This window comes from Cellulomonas sp. P4_D11 (assembly GCF_056401915.1).
The window spans coordinates 1-16,798 of record NZ_JBFUIK010000010.1; the positions used below are offsets into that span (position 1 = coordinate 1).

The 16,798-nt window shown below is 73.7% G+C and carries 21 protein-coding genes; 11 read left to right on the plus strand and 10 right to left on the minus strand.

The genetic code is table 11. From position 1 onward, the window contains the following. Both AC1DT4_RS08150 and AC1DT4_RS08155 read left to right on the plus strand, forming a co-directional pair. Nucleotides 1-909 (plus strand): aminotransferase class V-fold PLP-dependent enzyme (locus tag AC1DT4_RS08150; RefSeq protein WP_477089280.1); only part of this gene is annotated, 909 nt, incomplete at its 5' end. Continuing rightward, nucleotides 909-1,127 (plus strand): sulfurtransferase TusA family protein, encoded by a 219-nt coding sequence (locus AC1DT4_RS08155; protein ID WP_477089399.1) that lies wholly within the window; start codon nucleotides 909-911, stop codon nucleotides 1,125-1,127. The genes AC1DT4_RS08150 and AC1DT4_RS08155, both read left to right, overlap by 1 nt. Nucleotides 1,128-1,174: 47 nt before the next feature. Here AC1DT4_RS08155 and erpA read toward each other — a convergent pair whose 3' ends face one another. Further along, complete coding sequence (gene erpA / locus AC1DT4_RS08160; protein WP_370503438.1) at nucleotides 1,175-1,537, minus strand: iron-sulfur cluster insertion protein ErpA; 363 nt, start codon at nucleotides 1,535-1,537, stop codon at nucleotides 1,175-1,177. 111 nt (nucleotides 1,538-1,648) lie between these two features. After that, nucleotides 1,649-2,839, minus strand: coding sequence for a glycerate kinase family protein (locus AC1DT4_RS08165; RefSeq protein ID WP_477089281.1), 1,191 nt, complete (start codon nucleotides 2,837-2,839; stop codon nucleotides 1,649-1,651). A gap of 55 nt (nucleotides 2,840-2,894) precedes the next feature. Here AC1DT4_RS08165 and nadA point away from each other — a divergent pair, with 55 nt between their 5' ends. The 4 genes from nadA to AC1DT4_RS08185 are packed head-to-tail and all read left to right on the plus strand — an operon-like array spanning nucleotide 2,895 to nucleotide 5,560. Next, nucleotides 2,895-4,085, plus strand: coding sequence for a quinolinate synthase NadA (nadA, locus tag AC1DT4_RS08170; RefSeq protein WP_477089282.1), 1,191 nt, complete (start codon nucleotides 2,895-2,897; stop codon nucleotides 4,083-4,085). Between the two features lie 2 nt (nucleotides 4,086-4,087). Further along, a complete protein-coding gene (locus tag AC1DT4_RS08175; RefSeq protein ID WP_477089283.1) occupies nucleotides 4,088-4,687 on the plus strand; it encodes a DJ-1/PfpI family protein in 600 nt (199 codons plus the stop codon). Further along, a complete protein-coding gene (locus AC1DT4_RS08180; protein ID WP_477089284.1) occupies nucleotides 4,684-5,013 on the plus strand; it encodes an antibiotic biosynthesis monooxygenase family protein in 330 nt (109 codons plus the stop codon). The genes AC1DT4_RS08175 and AC1DT4_RS08180 overlap by 4 nt, the downstream gene beginning before the upstream one ends. 19 nt (nucleotides 5,014-5,032) lie before the next feature. Beyond that, nucleotides 5,033-5,560: an acyl-CoA thioesterase gene (locus AC1DT4_RS08185; RefSeq protein ID WP_477089285.1), complete on the plus strand. Its 528-nt coding sequence runs from the start codon at nucleotides 5,033-5,035 to the stop codon at nucleotides 5,558-5,560. 302 nt (nucleotides 5,561-5,862) lie between these two features. Here the strand turns inward: AC1DT4_RS08185 and AC1DT4_RS08190 are convergent, their stop codons facing one another. Next, complete coding sequence (locus AC1DT4_RS08190) at nucleotides 5,863-7,242, minus strand: M20/M25/M40 family metallo-hydrolase (protein ID WP_477089286.1); 1,380 nt, start codon at nucleotides 7,240-7,242, stop codon at nucleotides 5,863-5,865. Between the two features lie 32 nt (nucleotides 7,243-7,274). Between AC1DT4_RS08190 and AC1DT4_RS08195 the strand changes: the two genes are divergently transcribed. Together AC1DT4_RS08195 and AC1DT4_RS08200 are read left to right on the plus strand one after the other, a co-directional pair. Then, nucleotides 7,275-7,856 (plus strand): DUF3043 domain-containing protein, encoded by a 582-nt coding sequence (locus AC1DT4_RS08195; protein ID WP_477089287.1) that lies wholly within the window; start codon nucleotides 7,275-7,277, stop codon nucleotides 7,854-7,856. Between the two features lie 21 nt (nucleotides 7,857-7,877). Continuing rightward, on the plus strand, nucleotides 7,878-8,888 hold the full coding sequence (locus AC1DT4_RS08200) for an aldo/keto reductase family protein (protein WP_477089288.1): 1,011 nt from the start codon (nucleotides 7,878-7,880) through the stop codon (nucleotides 8,886-8,888). A gap of 43 nt (nucleotides 8,889-8,931) precedes the next feature. Here the strand turns inward: AC1DT4_RS08200 and yczE are convergent, their stop codons facing one another. Together yczE and AC1DT4_RS08210 are read right to left on the minus strand one after the other, a co-directional pair. Continuing rightward, nucleotides 8,932-9,564: a membrane protein YczE gene (yczE, locus tag AC1DT4_RS08205; protein WP_477089289.1), complete on the minus strand. Its 633-nt coding sequence runs from the start codon at nucleotides 9,562-9,564 to the stop codon at nucleotides 8,932-8,934. Nucleotides 9,565-9,587: 23 nt separating this feature from the next. Beyond that, a complete protein-coding gene (locus AC1DT4_RS08210) occupies nucleotides 9,588-9,731 on the minus strand; it encodes a hypothetical protein (RefSeq protein ID WP_477089290.1) in 144 nt (47 codons plus the stop codon). A gap of 63 nt (nucleotides 9,732-9,794) precedes the next feature. Here AC1DT4_RS08210 and yczR point away from each other — a divergent pair, with 63 nt between their 5' ends. After that, complete coding sequence (gene yczR, locus AC1DT4_RS08215; protein WP_477089291.1) at nucleotides 9,795-11,255, plus strand: MocR-like transcription factor YczR; 1,461 nt, start codon at nucleotides 9,795-9,797, stop codon at nucleotides 11,253-11,255. A gap of 4 nt (nucleotides 11,256-11,259) precedes the next feature. On the opposite strand, the gene AC1DT4_RS08220 is transcribed toward yczR, so the two are convergent. Genes AC1DT4_RS08220 through AC1DT4_RS08235 form a run of 4 tightly spaced genes read right to left on the minus strand, consistent with a single transcriptional unit; the run spans nucleotide 11,260 to nucleotide 13,316 of the window. Beyond that, nucleotides 11,260-11,472, minus strand: a complete 213-nt coding sequence (locus AC1DT4_RS08220) for a hypothetical protein (protein ID WP_477089292.1) — start codon at nucleotides 11,470-11,472, stop codon at nucleotides 11,260-11,262. Next, nucleotides 11,472-12,536: a quinone-dependent dihydroorotate dehydrogenase gene (locus AC1DT4_RS08225; protein WP_477089293.1), complete on the minus strand. Its 1,065-nt coding sequence runs from the start codon at nucleotides 12,534-12,536 to the stop codon at nucleotides 11,472-11,474. The genes AC1DT4_RS08220 and AC1DT4_RS08225 overlap by 1 nt, the downstream gene beginning before the upstream one ends. A 4-nt stretch (nucleotides 12,537-12,540) precedes the next feature. After that, nucleotides 12,541-12,960, minus strand: coding sequence for a hypothetical protein (locus tag AC1DT4_RS08230; RefSeq protein ID WP_477089294.1), 420 nt, complete (start codon nucleotides 12,958-12,960; stop codon nucleotides 12,541-12,543). Further along, nucleotides 12,957-13,316 carry a hypothetical protein gene (locus AC1DT4_RS08235; RefSeq protein ID WP_477089295.1) on the minus strand — a complete coding sequence of 120 codons (360 nt, stop codon included), beginning with the start codon at nucleotides 13,314-13,316 and terminating at the stop codon, nucleotides 12,957-12,959. Before AC1DT4_RS08235 ends, AC1DT4_RS08230 begins: the two co-directional genes overlap by 4 nt. 63 nt (nucleotides 13,317-13,379) lie before the next feature. On the opposite strand from AC1DT4_RS08235, the gene AC1DT4_RS08240 reads away from it, so the two are divergent. Continuing rightward, complete coding sequence (locus tag AC1DT4_RS08240) at nucleotides 13,380-14,864, plus strand: leucyl aminopeptidase (protein WP_477089296.1); 1,485 nt, start codon at nucleotides 13,380-13,382, stop codon at nucleotides 14,862-14,864. Here AC1DT4_RS08240 and AC1DT4_RS08245 read toward each other — a convergent pair. After that, complete coding sequence (locus AC1DT4_RS08245; protein ID WP_477089297.1) at nucleotides 14,861-15,202, minus strand: oxidoreductase; 342 nt, start codon at nucleotides 15,200-15,202, stop codon at nucleotides 14,861-14,863. The genes AC1DT4_RS08240 and AC1DT4_RS08245 overlap by 4 nt on opposite strands. A 190-nt stretch (nucleotides 15,203-15,392) precedes the next feature. Between AC1DT4_RS08245 and lpdA the strand changes: the two genes are divergently transcribed. Next, on the plus strand, nucleotides 15,393-16,778 hold the full coding sequence (gene lpdA, locus AC1DT4_RS08250; RefSeq protein WP_477089298.1) for a dihydrolipoyl dehydrogenase: 1,386 nt from the start codon (nucleotides 15,393-15,395) through the stop codon (nucleotides 16,776-16,778). Nucleotides 16,779-16,798 lie beyond the last annotated feature (20 nt).

The following is a 16,798-nucleotide window of genomic DNA, read 5'->3' on the forward strand; positions in this document are numbered from 1 at the left end:
GCGCTGCACGGCGCGGTGCGGTCGGTCGCGCGCGGGCGGCGACGCCAGGGCTCGGACGTGGTCGTCGGCGCGGTCGAGCGCGCCGCGGTGCTCAACGCGGCGGACTTCGCGGCGAACCGCGTCACCGTCCCGGTGGACCGGCACGGCCGCGTAAACGCCGACGCGTTCACGGCCGCGGTCGCGGCGCCGGGCGTCGCCCTGGCCGCCCTTCAGCACGCCAACGGCGAGGTCGGGACCCGCCAGCCCGTCGACGCCGTGCACGCGGCCGCCCGCGCCGCCGGGGTCCCGTTGCTGGTCGACGCGGGCGCGAGCCTGGGCCACGTCGACGTCGGCGACTCCTGGGACCTGCTGGCGGCGGACGCGGGCGACTGGGGCGGCCCCGGCGGGCTCGGCGTCCTCGTCACCCGGAGCGGGGTCCGGCGCTCGCCCGACTGGCCGGAGGACGAGGACCGCTGGTTCCCCGGCGGCGTGAGCGTGCCCACCGCCCTGGCGGCCGCGGTCGCATTGCAGGTCGCCACGTCCACCCGCGGCGCGGACGACACGGGACGGCGACAGCTGGTCGACCGGATCCGGTCGCGGGTGGCCGCCGAGGTCCCCGACGTCGACGTCGTCGGCGACCCGGTCGACCGTCTCCCCCACGTCCTGACCTTCTCCTGCCTCTACGTCGAGGGCGAGGCGTTGCTCGCCGCGCTCGACGCCCGCGGGTTCGCCGTGGGCTCGGGGTCGGCGTGCACGTCGAGCGCGCTCGAGCCCAGCCACGTGCTGGCGGCCATGGGCGCGCTCACCCACGGCAACCTCCGACTGGCGCTCCCGCGCGGCACCGACCCCGCGGACGTCGAGCGGTTCCTCGACGAGCTGCCGGGCATCGTGGCGGCCGTCCGGCAGGAGTGGGGGGTCGGCGGGCTGTGATCACGGTCGACGCCCGCGGGCTGCGCTGCCCGGCGCCGGTCATCCGCCTGGCCCGCGCCGCGGCCGACGCGCCGCCCGGGACCGAGCTGACGGTGCTGGCCACCGATCCCGCGGCCGTGCACGACGTGCCCGCCTGGGCGCGGATGCGGGGGCACGCGATGGTCGGCGCTACCGAGGAGGACGGCGTGCACGCGCTGACCGTCCGCCTGCACGCATGACGCAGGCCCGGCCCCCGCGAAGGGGAACCGGGCCTGTGGACGTCAGATCAGCTGAACGAGCCGCCGCACGCGCAGGCGCTGCCGGCGTTCGGGTTGTCGATGGTGAAGCCCTGCTTCTCGATCGAGTCGGCGAAGTCGATCGTCGCGCCCTCGAGGTACGGGACGCTCATCCGGTCGACGACGACCTCGACACCGTCGTAGTCCTTGAGGGCGTCGCCGTCGAGGACCCGCTCGTCGAAGTAGAGCTGGTAGATCAGGCCGGAGCAGCCACCGGGCTGGACGGCGACGCGCAGACGCAGGTCGTCGCGGCCCTCCTGCTCGAGGAGGCTGCGGACCTTCGAGGCGGCGAAGTCCGTGAGGAGGACGCCGTGCGTCTCGGTCGCGGTCTCGGTCGCGGTGGTCTCGCTCATGGGTTCTCCTGGGTGCTCGCTGGACAGCACTTCTGTTGCGTCAACCTCTGGCAACAGCACCCGCCGCGAGGTTGTTCCCGTCCAGGGTACGACGCCCACGGCGACTTCCCGTCAACGTGACCAGGTTCTCGCCACGCGGGCGGCCCGGGCCGCCAGGGTCTGCGCCGGGGCGGCCAGCGCGGCGGCCACCTGCTCGGGGGTCTCGCCCACCGCGTAGGCGGCCGTGATGCCCGCCGCGGACAGCTCGCGGCGCCCGACCAGGACCTCTCCCGCGACGACGACGGTCGGCACGGCGTGCGCCAGCGCCCGGGTCGCGACCTCGGCGACCACCTTCCCGTGGAGCGACTGCCAGTCGAAGCGCCCCTCCCCGGTGACGACGACGTCGTGGTCTCCGACGAGCGCGTCGAGGCCGACGGCGTCGGCGACGAACGCCGACCCGGGCACCAGACGCCCGCCGAGCAGCGCCAGGCCGAACCCGAGCCCGCCGGCGGCACCGGCCCCGGGTGCGGCGGTGAGCCGCGAGGTGGCCGAGGCAGGACGGGTGCCGGCGAGCAGGTCGGGGCGCAGGGCGTCGCCGAGGGCTGCGGTGGCGGCGTGCGCGAAGTGGCCGAGCGCCCGCTCGAGCTCCTGCGCCTGCTCGGGCGTCGCGCCCTTCTGTGGCGCGAACCCGGCGCTCGCGCCGTGCAGCCCGAGCAGCGGCACGTCGACGTCCGTGGCGACGACGAGCTCGACCTCTCGCAGCCGGTCCCGCAGCTCCCGGAGGCCCGCGAGGTCGTCGGGGACCACCGCGCCGAGCGAGCCACCGCCGGTGTCGAGCAGGTCGGACGGCCCGGCGAGCCCGAGCGCGCGGGCGAGCCCGACCAGCGCACCGGCGCCGCCGTCGTTCGTCGCGGAGCCGCCCAGTCCCACGACCACCCGCCGGGCACCCGCCGTCAGCGCGGTCGCGACCAGCTCACCGACGCCCCGGCTCGACGTCCGGGTCGGGTCGCGGAGCTCGGGCGCGACGAGGGGCAGACCGACCGCCTGCGCGGACTCGACGTAGGCGGTCGTCCCGACGAGCAGGACCACGGCCGGGACCTGGACGCCGACCGGCGAGGTCACCGCGACGGGGACCAGCTCGCCGCCCAGCGCCGCGTGCAGGGTCGCGACGAACCCGGGTCCCCCGTCGGCGAGCGGGCACACCGTGACCTCGTCGTGCGGCGCGACGGTCCGCCAGGCACCGGCGATCGCGTCCGCCGCCTCGGCGGCCGTGAGGCTCGAGCCGAAGCTGTCGGGGGCGATGAGGACGCGCACGCCGTGCATCGTGGCACGCCGGTCTCCCGCGAGCGTGCAGCGCCTCGTGTGCGAGGATCGCCGCGTGAGCGTGAGCACCTTCTCCGAGCCGGCTCCGTCGGCCCTCCTGCTGCTGGGGCGCGGTGTCGACCTGGCCTCCGAGCGCGGCGTCGAGTGCGTGGGCGACCTCCCCGCGCCGAGCGACCCGGACCTCGTCGAGCGCGCCCGCGCGGCGCGCGCCGCGCTGGGTACCCGCGCCTTCGTCCTCGGCCACCACTACCAGCGCGACGAGGTCATCGAGTTCGCCGACGTCACGGGCGACTCGTTCAAGCTCGCGCGCGAGGCGGCCGCGCGGCCCGAGGCCGAGTTCATCATCTTCTGCGGCGTGCACTTCATGGCCGAGTCGGCCGACATCCTCACGTCCGACCACCAGCAGGTGATCCTGCCGGACCTCGCGGCGGGCTGCTCCATGGCGGACATGGCCGCGATCGACCAGGTCGAGGACGCGTGGGACGTGCTGGTGGACGCCGGCGTCGCGGAAGCGACGGTCCCGGTCACCTACATGAACTCCGCCGCGTCGATCAAGGCGTTCACGGGCCGCCACGGCGGCACCATCTGCACCTCGTCCAACGCGCACGTCGCCCTGCGCTGGGCCTTCGACAAGGTCGGCGGCGTCGGCGGCACGGGCAAGGTGCTGTTCATGCCCGACCAGCACCTCGGGCGCAACACCGCCGTGCAGCAGCTCGGCCTCTCGCTCGACGACTGCGTCGTCTTCGACCCGCGCAAGCCCGGCGGCGGCCTGACCACGCAGCAGCTGCGGGACGCCCGGATGATCCTGTGGCGCGGGCACTGCTCGGTGCACGGGCGGTTCTCGGTCCGGAACGTGACGGACATGCGCGCGGCGGTCCCGGACGTCACGGTGATCGTGCACCCGGAGTGCCAGCACGAGGTCGTGCTGGCGGCGGACCTGGTGGGCTCGACCGAGTACATCGTCAAGGCTCTCGACTCCGCGGCGCCCGGCAGCTCCTGGGCTGTGGGCACCGAGCTCAACCTCGTGCGCCGGCTCGCGGCGGCCCACCCCGACAAGAACATCCACTACCTCGACTCCACGGTCTGCTTCTGCTCGACCATGAACCGCATCGACCTGCCGCACCTGGTCTGGGCGATGGAGTCGCTGGTGGCCGGGCGGCCCGTCAACCGGATCGTCGTGGACGCCGACGACGCCCACTGGGCGCGCGTGGCGCTCGACCAGATGCTCGCCCTGCCGGGCTACTGAGCATGTCCACGGGACACCATCTGCGCGTCGGCATCTTCGTCTTCGACGACGCCGAGGAGCTCGACGTCGTCGGGCCCTACGAGGTGCTCTCCTCCTGGGCGAGCACGTCGGAGCTGCGGCCCGAGGTCGTGACGTTCTCCGTGGACGGCTTCGGGGTGCGCTGCGCCAAGGGTCTTCGACTGGTCCCGGACCTCAGCGCGGACGAGCTCGGCCCGGTGCACGTCCTCGTCTACCCCGGCGGCTCCGGCACGCGTCCGCTGCTGCGGGACCCGGAGCACCTCGAGTGGGTCCGCGGCATGCGCGCGTCGACCCCGCTGATGACCAGCGTCTGCACGGGCGCGCTCGTGTACGCCGCGGCGGGTCTGCTGTCGGGGCGACCGGCCACGACCTACTGGAACGCGTTCGACGAGCTGGCGACGCTCGACCCGAGCGTGCTCGCGGACACCGAGGCGCGGTTCGTCGACGACGGCGACGTGGTCACGTCCGCGGGCGTGTCGGCGGGCATCGACATGGCCCTGCACCTCGTGGCGCGACTGGAGTCGGTCGAGGCCGCCAAGGCCGTGCGGCGCGGCATCCAGTACGACCCCGAGCCCCCGGTATGACGGGACCGCTCGACGCTCCCGTGGTCGAGCACGCCCTGCTGCCGGTCCGCGCCGGCCAGGAGGACGCGTTCGAGCGGGCGATGGCGGAGGCCACCCCGCTCGTCGCGAGCGTCCCCGGCTTCCGTGGCATCCGCGTCTCCCGGGGCGTCGAGAGCGCATCGACCTACCTGCTGCTCATCGGCTGGGACTCCGTCGAGGCGCACGAGGTCGGGTTCCGCGGCTCGCCGCAGTACACGCAGTGGCGGGAGCTCCTGCACCACTTCTACGACCCGTTCCCGGTGGTCGAGCACTTCGTCGCCGTTCCCGCGGAACCTACTCGCGAGTAACATCGCGCGGGTGACCCGGATGATCCAGCTCGCACTGGCCACCACCCGCCCCCGACGTGCCGTCCCCGGTCGCGGCCTGCTCGACCCGTCCGTCACGCGGATGCGCGTCCACGTGGGCGACCTGGACTTCTACCGCCACGTGAACAACGGCGTGTACCTGCAGATGATGGACGTCGCGCGCAGCAACTTCCTGGCGGACCTCGGGGCGTTCGGCCCGCTCCACACCCACGGCTGGTACCCCGTCGTCGCCTCGTCGACCATGTCCTACCGCCGGTCGCTCACGCTCGGCCAGCGCTTCGAGATCTCCACGCGCCTGCTCGGCTGGGACCAGCGCTGCGCCTACCTCGAGCAGGTCTTCCGCCGCGGGGACCAGCACGTCGCCCGCGGCGTCGTCGCCGGCCGGTTCCTCGGCCGGGACGGCTCCCGCATCCCGGCGCCGGACGTCATCGACCTGTTCGGCACCCACGACTGGCCGTCCCCAGAGCTGCCGGCGGACGTCCAGGCCTGGGCCGAGGCCGTCGGCGTCGCGCACCGCGAGACCGCCTGACGCCCTCGGCGCCGTCTGGTTGGCTGGGTCGATGGCCCGCACCGTCCCCCTGCTGCCCTGCGGCTCCCTCGACGAGACCGTCGACTTCTACGGCGCGCTCGGCTTCTCGGTGGTCTCCCGCCAGCAGCGGCCCTACGCGTACGTCGCCCTGCGTCGCGACGACGTCGACCTGCAGTTCTACGGCATGCCCGACTGGGACCCCGCGCGACCCTCGCCCGGCTCGCCGCCCTGCCGCTGGACGACGACGAGCGGGCGGCCGGCGCGACAGTCCTCGCCCAGGCCCGCGAGCTCGCCGCGGACCTCTAGCTGCCGGCCAGCCGCTCGAGCAGCAGCGCCTCGGCCAGCACGACCTTCTCCAGCTCGCCCAGGTGCACCGACTCGTTCGCGCCGTGCGCGCGGCCGTCGGGGTCCTCAACGCCCGTGACCAGGATCGACGCGTCGGGGTAGACCTCGAGCAGGTCGGCGATGAACGGGATCGATCCGCCGACGCCGATGTCCACGGGGTCCGTCCCCCACGACTGCGCGAACGCCCACCGCGCGGCCTGCATCGCCGGGGAGTCCAGCGGCGCCTGGAACGGCTTGCCCTGCTCGCCGTCGGTCACGGTCACACGGGCGCCGAACGGGGCGTGCCCGACCAGGTGCGTGCGCAGGGCGGCCATCGCCGCCGCGGGGTCCTGGCCGGGGGCGAGCCGGACGGAGAGCTTGGCCGAGGCGCGCGGGGTGATGGTGTTCGACGCGCTGGCCACGCGGGGCGCGTCGAAGCCGATGACACCGATCGCCGGGCGGGTCCAGAGCCGGGCGGTGATCGGCCCCGTGCCCGCGAGCCGGACGCCGTCGAGCACGCTCGCGTCCGCGCGGAACGTCGCCTCGTCGTAGTCCACGGACGGGTCGGGCGCGTGCACGAGGCCGGCGACCGCGACGTCGCCCTCGTCGTCGTGCAGTGTCGTGATCAGGCGGGCGAGGAGGGTCGGGGCGTCCAGGATCGCGCCGCCGAACATGCCCGAGTGCACGGCGTGGTCCAGGACGGCGACCTCGACCACGCAGTCGACCAGGCCGCGCAGCGACGTGGTGAGGCCCGGTACGCCGATGGCCCAGTTCGACGAGTCCGCGACGACGATGACGTCCGCCTCGAGCAGGTCGCGATACGTGTGCAGGAACGCGGTGAACGTCGGCGAACCGATCTCCTCCTCGCCCTCGACGAACACCGTGACACCGACGCCCAGGTCGTCGCCGAGCACGCGCAGGGCACCGACGTGCGCGATCACGCCCGCCTTGTCGTCCGCCGCGCCGCGGCCGTAGAGCCGCCCCCCGCGCTCCGTGGGCTCGAACGGCGGGCTGTCCCAGTCGGCGTCGTCGCCCGGCGGCTGGACGTCGTGGTGGGCGTACAGCAGCACGGTCGGCGCACCCTCCGGCGCGGGGCGACGGCCGACGACGCCCGGGGCGCCGCCCGGGACCGAGAGCACCTGCACGTCGTCGAGACCGGCGTCGCGCAGGAGCGCCACGACGGCGTCGGCGCTGGCCGCGACGTGCGCCTGGTCGAACTCGGCGTTCGACACGCTCGGGATGCGCACGAGGGCCTCGAGGTCGGCGCGCAGGGCGCCGAACGCGGCCGCCGTGCGAGAGCGGAGGGCGTCCGTGCGGTCGCCGGGAAGGATGCTGGGGTGCGAGGAGGCGTCGGTCACGGACCAGCACGCTACTCGACTACCCTGGCGGGGTGTTCGGACGCAGCAACGACCCCCAGCCCGTGACTCCCGCACTGACGGAGAGCGCACCCCCGCCCACGGACGCGGGCAAGGGCCGTCCGACGCCCAAGCGCAAGGTCTCCGAGGCCGCGAACAAGCGCCCGCTGGTCGCGCCGACCACCAAGAAGGCCACCCGCGAGCAGGCCAAGGCGCAGCGCGACGTCGAGTACCGGGCGATGCAGACCGGCGACGAGCGCAACATGCCGGCCAAGGACCGCGGTCCCGTCCGGCGCTACATCCGGGACGCGGTCGACGCCCGCTGGAACCTCGGCGAGTTCTTCCTGCCGATGGCGGCGGTGTTCCTCGTCGCGCAGTTCGCGCTGGCCAAGACCGCGATCGCCGTCTTCGCCATCCTGGCGCTCTACATCTACATCATCGCCGCCGGCATCGACGGCTGGCTCATGTGGCGCGGCCTGAAGAAGCGCCTCGTGGCCAAGTTCGGCGCGGAGCAGATCCCGCGCGGGGTCGCGATGTACGCGGTGCTGCGGGCGTTCCAGATCCGCCCGGCGCGCCTGCCCAAGCCGCAGGTCAAGCACGGTCAGCGGCCCTCCTGAGCCCGCCGTAGGGTGGCGGGCATGGTTTCCTACCGCTACCTGGGCCGCTCCGGCCTGAAGATCACTGAGATCACCTACGGCAACTGGCTCACGCACGGCTCGCAGGTCGAGAACGACACCGCGAAGGCCTGTGTGCGCGCCGCGCTCGACGCGGGCATCACCAGCTTCGACACCGCCGACGTCTACGCCAACACCAAGGCCGAGACCGTCCTGGGCGAGGCGCTGAAGGGCGAGCGGCGCCAGTCGCTCGAGATCTTCACCAAGGTCTACTGGCCCACCGGCCCCGGCGGCGCCAACGACATGGGGCTGTCGCGCAAGCACATCATGGAGTCGATCGACGGCTCCCTGGAGCGCCTGCAGACGGACTACGTCGACCTCTACCAGGCGCACCGGTACGACGAGTCGACGCCGCTCGAGGAGACGATGCAGGCGTTCGCCGACGTCGTCCGCGCGGGCAAGGCGCTCTACATCGGGGTCTCCGAGTGGACCGCGGACCAGATCCGCGCCGGCCACGCGCTGGCGACGGACCTGGGCTTCCAGCTCATCTCCAACCAGCCGCAGTACTCGGCGCTCTGGCGGGTCATCGAGGGCGAGGTCGTCCCGACGTCCGAGGAGCTCGGGGTGTCGCAGATCGTCTGGTCCCCCGTGGCGCAGGGCGTGCTCACCGGCAAGTACAAGCCGGGCCAGGCGCCGCCCGCCGGGTCCCGCGCGACCGACGAGAAGGGTGGCGCCCGGTTCATCGGCCGCTTCCTCGAGCAGCCCGACGTGCTGCGGCGGGTGCAGGACCTCACGCCCGTCGCCGACGAGCTCGGCCTCTCGCTGGCGCAGCTCGCCGTGGCGTGGGTGCTGCAGAACCAGAACGTCGCCGCAGCGATCATCGGGGCCTCGCGGCCCGAGCAGGTCACGGAGAACGTCGAGGCGTCGGGCGTGACCATCCCGGCGGAGCTGCTCGCCCGGATCGACACGATCCTCGGCGACTCCGTCGTGTCCGACCCGGCCGAGACGGCCAAGAACGCGCCGCCGGCGCGCTGAACGGACGGTCCGGCCCTGGGGCTCCCCCGGGGCCGGACCCCCGTCACACGGTGACGGGCTCCCGCGCCTCGGTGGGAACCGTCATCCGCGGCAGGAACACGTGCACCAGCGGGCCGATCGCCAGCGCGTAGGCCAGCGTCGCGAACCCGACGGTGCCGCCCAGCAGCCAGCCGACGGAGACGACCGCGACCTCGATGGTCGTGCGGACCAGGCGCACCGAGCGCCCGGTCCGGCGCACCAGGCCGGTCATGAGGCCGTCGCGCGGCCCCGGACCGAGCCGGGCGCCGACGTAGAGCCCCGTCGCCAGGCCGTTGAGCACGATGCCGCTCGCGGCCAGCGCGATGCGGACGCCCATCGCGTCCGGCAGCGCGTCCAGCGCGGTGAGGAACGGATCGACCAGCACGCTGATCACGACGACGTTCGCCACGGTGCCGACCCCCGGGCGCTGGCGCAGCGGGATCCAGCAGGCGAGCACGACGAGGCCGACCAGCAGCGTCACCATGCCGAACGAGAGCCCGGTGCGGTGCACGATCCCCTGGGTCAGGACGTCCCACGGCATGCTGCCGAGGCCGGCGTCGACGAGCATCGCGATCGAGGCGGCGTAGAGAACGAGGCCGACGAGCAGCTGCCCGCCCCGGCGCACCGGTCGGGCGTCGGACCTCTTCCACGACGGCATCGCGCGAGCATACGCACGCGCCCTCACGTGAGCTGCTCGAACCACGCGTGGTGCGAGGCCGGCGGCGGTCGGTGGCCCAGCCCGTCGCGGCGCACCAGGCGCGCCAGGTGGACGATGAGGCTCACGAGAACCACGATCGCGATCAGGACGAATATCCACGTGCTCATGGTCAGGAATACTGGCTCGTAAGTGGCATCGCTTGGAATAGCCACTTCTGGCATAGTGGCCTCATGACGATCACCGAGCTGCCCGCGGACCGACGGATCAGCGGCCACCGCCTCGGCGCGGTGCTCGGCGCGTGGCAGCGGCCCGGGCCCGCGTACGTCGCCCTGGCCGACGCGCTGCGCGCCGCGATCCTCTCCGGCGCTGTCCCGCTGAGCACCCGGCTGCCGAGCGAACGGGAGCTCGCCGACGCCACGGGCGTCTCCCGGACGACGACCACCGCGACGTACGGGCTGCTGCGCGACGAGGGCTACGTGGTGAGCCGCCGCGGCTCGGGCACCGTCACCACGCTCCCCGCCGGCCCGGGCGCACGCTCGTCGATGGCGGAGTCGGTGGGCGACGAGCCGGGCGTCGTCGACCTGGCCATGGCGGCGCCGTCGGCACCCTCGTCCCTGCACGGTGCGTACCTCGCCGCGCTCGACGCGCTGCCGCGGCACCTGGCCGGCACCGGCTACGCGCCCCTCGGCCTGCCCGTGCTGCGGGAGGCGATCGCCCGCTGGTACACGCGACGCGGCACACCCACGACGCCGGACCAGGTGCTGGTGACCACGGGCGCGCAGCAGGCCATCCACCTGCTCGTGAACGCGCACGCCGGCCCGGGCGACCGCGTCGTGGTCGAGCACCCGACCTACCCGCACGCGATCGACGTGGTCCGCTCCGCCGGCGCCCGCCCCGTCCCCGTGCCGTCCGGGGGGACCGGGCTCGACATCGACCTGCTGGAGTCGACGCTGCGGCAGGTCTCACCGCGGCTCGTGTACCTCATCCCGAGCCACCGCAACCCCACGGGCACCAGCCTGACCGACGAGGACAGCGCCCGGGTGCGCGGGCTGGCCCGCCGGTACCGCACGACGATCGTCGGCGACGAGGTGCTCACCGAGCTGACCATGGACGGGTCGGCGCCCGGCTCGTTCGCCGGCGACGGCACCGCGGCGGCGTACGTGGTGTCGATCGGCTCGGCGTCGAAGAGCTACTGGGGCGGCCTGCGCATCGGCTGGGTCCGCGCGCACCCGGATCTCGTCAACCGGCTCGCCGCCACGCGGGCGCACGTCGACATCGGCACCGCGCTGCTCGAACAGCTCGTGGTCGCGGAGCTGCTGGCCCACTCCGACGAGCTCCTGGCCGGGCGGCGCGCGGCGCTGCGGGACCGGCGCGACCTGCTCGTCGGTCTGCTGCTGGACCAGCTGCCGTCGTGGAGCTTCGAGGTCCCCGCGGGCGGGCTGTCGCTCTGGGCCGACCTCGGCGCCCCGGTGTCGAGCGCACTGGCCGCGATCTCCACGCGGCACGGCGTCCGGGTGGTGCCCGGCACCGCATTCGGCGTCGACGGCAGCTTCGAGCGGAACCTGCGCCTGCCGTTCAGCACCACCGCCGACAACCTGCGCCGGGCCGTCGCAGGTCTGGCCGATGCCTGGGCCGGCCTGGGCGTCACCGAGCCCGCCGCCGGACCCGCCCGGGTCCACGCGATGGTCTAGGTCGTCAGATCAACGGCAGCGTGAGCGTCGGGGTCGCCTGCGACCCCTCGTGCAGCAGCCCCACGGACTGGACGCCCTGGGCGGCCAGCGTGCGCCAGTTCTCCCCGAGCCACTGCTCGGCGTCGTACTGCGTGGTGAACACCGGGCTCACGGGTCGGTCGAGCGTGGCGCCGTCAGCACCGTCGAACCGCCACTCCCACTGCGGCCTCAGCACCATCACGCGACCGCCGTCCGGCGGGCGGGTCCACGCAGCGCCTGGTCGGCGGCGAGCGCGCGGGTGATCCGGGACGCGTAGGCCGGTCCCTCGTAGATGAGGCCCGTGTAGCCCTGCACGAGCGTCGCGCCGACCGCGACGTACTCGCGCGCGTCGGCCGGGGTCGTGATCCCGCCGACCCCGATGATGACGGCGTCCGGCCCGAGGTGGCTGCGCAGGCGTGCGACCACGTCGAGCCCGCGGGCCAGCACCGGCGGACCGGAGAGCCCGCCCGGTCCGAGGTCGTGGCCGATGGTCGTGTTCACGGCGACGATCCCGTCCAGGCCGAGCTCGGCGGCCAGCTCGGCGACCGCGTCGACGTCGTCGTCGGACAGGTCCGGCGCGATCTTGACCAGCAGCGGGACCGCGGCCAGCCCCGCCGCCGCGGTCGCCTCGTCGGCGGCCACGCGCGTCGCCTCGAGGATCGGGCGCAGCGCAGTCACGGACTGCAGGTCGCGCAGGCCCGGGGTGTTGGGCGACGACACATTGACCACGAGGTAGTCGGCGTAGGGCGCGAGCCGCGCGGCGCTGGTGGCGTAGTCGACCGGTGCGTGCTCGGCGGGGGTCACCTTGGTCTTGCCGATGTTCACCCCGACCACGAGCCGGCGGCCCGCGGGCGTCGCCCGCAGCCGGCGCAGCCGGGCCGCCACGGCCTCGGAACCCTCGTTGTTGAAGCCCATCCGGTTGCGCAGCGCCCGCTGGTCGAGCACCCGCCACAGCCGCGGCGGCTCGTTGCCGGGCTGGCCGTGGGCCGTGACGGTCCCGACCTCGACGAAGCCGAACCCGATCATGGTCAGGCCGGCGACGCCGACCGCGTTCTTGTCGAAGCCGGCGGCGAGCCCGAACCGGGACGGGAAGCGTCGGCCCCACACGTGCACGGCGCCCGCGTCACCGGCGCCGAAGATCCGGCGGACGACGTCGCGCAGCACGGGGACCTGGGCGACCACGCGGATCAGCCGGAACGCGACCTCGTGCGCGCGCTCGGGATCCATGCGACGGAAGACGAGGTCGAAGAGCAGGCGGTACACGTGTTCACCCTAGGTCGTCGGCAGCGGAGCGGCCCGTGCGCCACAGCCACAGCAGCCCGAGGAACGGCAGCACCAGCGGGACGTACCCGTAGCCCTGGCCGAACGCCGACCACACCGTCTCGTCGGGGAACTCCCCCACGTCCACCAGGGACAGCGTCCCGACGGTGAGCACGCCGACCAGCTCGATCGAGACCGCCCACCACGCGACCGTCCGCCAGTCCTTGGCCAGCGCGACCGTGGCGACGACGTACACGAGCCCCGCGGCGAGCGAGAGCAGGTAGGCGACGGGCGCCTCGTCGAGCTTGGTCGCCACCTGGTAGATGCCACGCGCCGTCGCCGCCAGCGCGAGGATCCCGTACACGGCGACGAGCAGGCGGCCGGGGCCGCTCCCGGTCGGTCGGTGTGCTGCCGGTCGGTCCGTCACACGGTCCCCCAGATCTGGAGCAGTCGGAATTCGAGGAAGGCCACGGTCACCGCGGCCACGAGCAGGACGACCGAGCTCCAGCGCGTCCGCTCGGCGAACGCCCACGCGGCGGCGATCGGCAGGATGAGCAGCTGCGTGATGACGTAGCCCCACAGGAGCACGCCGTCGACGTCAGGGCTCCCGGTCGCGGCCAGGACGCCGGCGACCAGGGCCTGCACGACGAGCACGGCCTCGATCACCGCCCCGCCCCAGAGCTGGCGCAGGATCACCGCGCGGTCCCGCACGACGAACCAGGCCGCCCAGCCACCGAGCGCGAGGCACAGCGCGGCGACCAGCAGGGCGAGGGGGACGATCACGGTGCCCCACCGTACCGGCGGCCGCCGGGCGGACCGTCCACCGTCCGGATCTATCATCGAGCCGTGACCGTCTCGCTGACCTCCCAGGACCCTGCCCGCCTCGCCGTCGACGCCCTGGTCGTCGCGGTCGCCCAGCAGGACGGCGCACCGGCCGTCCTGGGCGCCGAGCGCCTGCCCAAGGACCTGCGGGCCCAGCTGGCCGACGCCGCGGCGCTCGGGATCACCGGCGCGGCCGACGAGGTCCGACGCCTGCCGGGTACCGGCCTCGTGGCGAAGGTGGTCGTCCTGACCGGGGTCGGGCCGGCCGACAAGGTGACGCCCGAGGTGCTGCGGCGCGCGGCGGGCGCGGCGACGCGCGAGCTCGCCGGAACCGCCAGCGTGGGCCTCGCCCTGCCCGCCGACGACGCCGCCTCCGTGGCCGCCGTCGCGGAGGGCGCTCTCTTCGGCGCGTACTCCTACACCCGCTACCGCGCGTCCGAGGCCGCCAAGGAGGCGCCGGTCGGCTCGATCCAGATCGTCACCGCACACCCCCGCGACCGCGCCGCGGCTGCGGCCGTCGCCCGTGCCGAGGTGGTCGCCGCCGCCGTGCACGGCACGCGCGACCTGGTGAACGCCGCCCCCAACGACCTGTACCCGGCCGCGTTCGCGGAGATCGCGAAGGCCGCCGCCAAGGACTCGGGCGCCAAGGGCCTCAAGGTCACCGTGCTCGACGACAAGGCGCTCGCCGCCGGCGGCTACGGCGGCCTGATCGGCGTCGGCCAGGGCTCCGTCCGTGGCCCGCGCCTGGTCAAGGTCGCCTACTCGCCGTCGCACCCGAAGGCCAAGGTCGCCCTTGTCGGCAAGGGCATCACCTTCGACTCGGGCGGCATCTCCATCAAGCCCGCAGCCGGCATGGAGGCCATGAAGTCCGACATGGCCGGCGCCGCCGCGGTGCTGCACACCGTCCTCGCCGCCGCGCGCCTCGAGCTGCCCGTCGCCGTCACCGGCTGGCTCTGCCTGGCGGAGAACATGCCGTCCGGCACCGCCCAGCGTCCGTCCGACGTGCTGACGATCCGCGGCGGCAAGACCGTCGAGGTGCTCAACACCGACGCCGAGGGTCGCCTGGTGATGGCCGACGGGCTCGTCGCCGCCGTCGAGGAGAAGCCGGACGTCGTCATCGACATCGCGACCCTCACCGGCGCGCAGCTCGTCGCGCTCGGCCACCGCGTCTCGGCCGTCATGGGGACCGACGACGTGCGCGCGGAGGTCGTCACCGCCGCCGAGACCAGCGGCGAGCTGTTCTGGCCCATGCCGCTGCCGGCGGACCTGCGCGCGGGCCTCAAGTCCAAGGTCGCCGACCTGGCGAACATCGGGGACCGGTTCGGCGGCATGCTGACCGCCGGGATCTTCCTGCAGGAGTTCGTCGGGCAGACCCCGTGGGCCCACCTGGACATCGCCGGACCCGCCTACAACGAGCGCTCCGCGCACGGGTACACGCCGGTCGGCGGCACCGGCGTCGGGGTGCGGACGCTGCTGGCACTCCTGGAGGGCCGCGCGCCGGCTGCCTAGGCGTGCTTGCGCTTCGTCGCCAGCCGCTGCCGCGAGTTCCAGTCGCGGACGCGCTGCGGGTAGCCGGTCCGCTGCACGTCGTACACGGGGATCCCCATGTCGCGCGCGAGCTGCCACGCGGTCTCGGGGTCCGGCACCCGGCGACGGGTCCACTCGCCGTCCGTGGCGACGAGCATCATCGTCGTCGGGGTGTCGTTGGTCCGCGGCTCGACGTAGGCCTCGACCCCGACGCGCGTGGCGACGAAGTCCTTGAGGTGCGTGATCGTCGCCTGCCGCGCGTCGCGGTCCGTCGGCGCGTCGTTGGCGGCGGCCGGCTTGCGGCGCGAGAACAGGCCCATGGCGCACGAGAGTAACCTGCGAGCCTGTCGGTCCGCGGGGTGTGATGCGACAGACGGAACAGCAGTCATGGGACGACTGTTCTGCTCATCACACGGTCGCGCGCGTCGTCCAGGTCGTTCCAAGCCTGCCGGGATGACAGGATGGTCGGCGAGCTCGAGACCACCAAGTCTGCGTATGAGGAGTCTGCACGTGGCCGACACGAACGGCACCGCTTTCGACATCGTCGTCCTGGGCGGAGGCAGTGGCGGCTACGCCGCTGCGCTGCGCGCCGCACAGCTGGGCAAGTCCGTCGCCCTGGTCGAGGCCGACAAGGTCGGCGGCACCTGCCTGCACTACGGATGCATCCCGACCAAGGCCCTGCTGCACGCCGCCGAGCTGGCGGACCACGCCCGCGACGGCGCCCACTTTGGCGTGCACACCACGCTCGACCACATCGACATGAACGGTGTGAACGAGTACAAGGCCACCGTCATCGGCCGCCTCTACAAGGGCCTGCAGGGCCTCGTGAAGTCGCGCAAGATCACGGTCTTCGAGGGCTACGGCAAGCTCGTCGGCCCCGACACCGTCGAGGTCAACGGTGAGCGCATCACCGGTGGCCACGTGATCCTCGCGACCGGGTCGTACGCGCGCTCGCTGCCCGGCCTCGAGATCGGCGGCCGCGTCGTCACGTCCGACCAGGCGCTGCAGCTCGACTGGGTGCCGAAGTCCGTCATCGTGCTGGGCGGCGGGGTCATCGGCTCCGAGTTCGCCAGCGTGTGGAAGTCGTTCGGCGCGGACGTCACCATCATCGAGGCGCTCCCCCACCTGGTCGCCAACGAGGACGAGTCGCTCTCCAAGGCGTTCGAGCGCGCGTTCCGCAAGCGCGGCATCAACTTCAACCTGGGCGTCCGGTTCCAGGGCGTGACCCAGGACGACAACGGCGTGCACGTCACGCTCGAGGACGGCAAGACGTTCGACGCCGACCTCCTGCTCGTCGCCGTCGGCCGCGGGCCGCGCACCTCGGGCGTCGGGTACGAGGAGCAGGGCATCACGCTGGACCGCGGGTTCGTCATCACCGACGAGCGCCTGCACACCGGCGTCGGCAACATCTACGCGGTCGGAGACATCGTCCCCGGCCTCCAGCTGGCGCACCGCGGCTTCGCGCAGGGCATCTTCGTGGCCGAGGAGATCGCGGGCCTCAACCCGGCGGTCATCGTCGAGTCGGGCATCCCGCGCGTGACGTACTCCGACCCCGAGGTCGCCTCGGTGGGCCTCACGGAGGCGCGCGCCAAGGAGGTCCACGGGGCCGACGCCGTCGAGACGCTCGAGTACAACCTGGGCGGCAACGGCAAGAGCCAGATCCTCGGCACGCAGGGCTTCGTCAAGCTCGTGCGCCAGAAGGACGGACCCGTCGTCGGCGTCCACATGATCGGCGCGCGCGTCGGCGAGCTCATCGGCGAGGGTCAGCTCATCGTCAACTGGGAGGCCTACCCGGAGGACGTCGCTTCTCTCGTGCACGCCCACCCCACGCAGAACGAGGCCCTCGGGGAGGCGCACCTCGCGCTCGCCGGCAAGCCGCTGCACGCCCACAACTGACCTCACGAATCGAAGGAGAC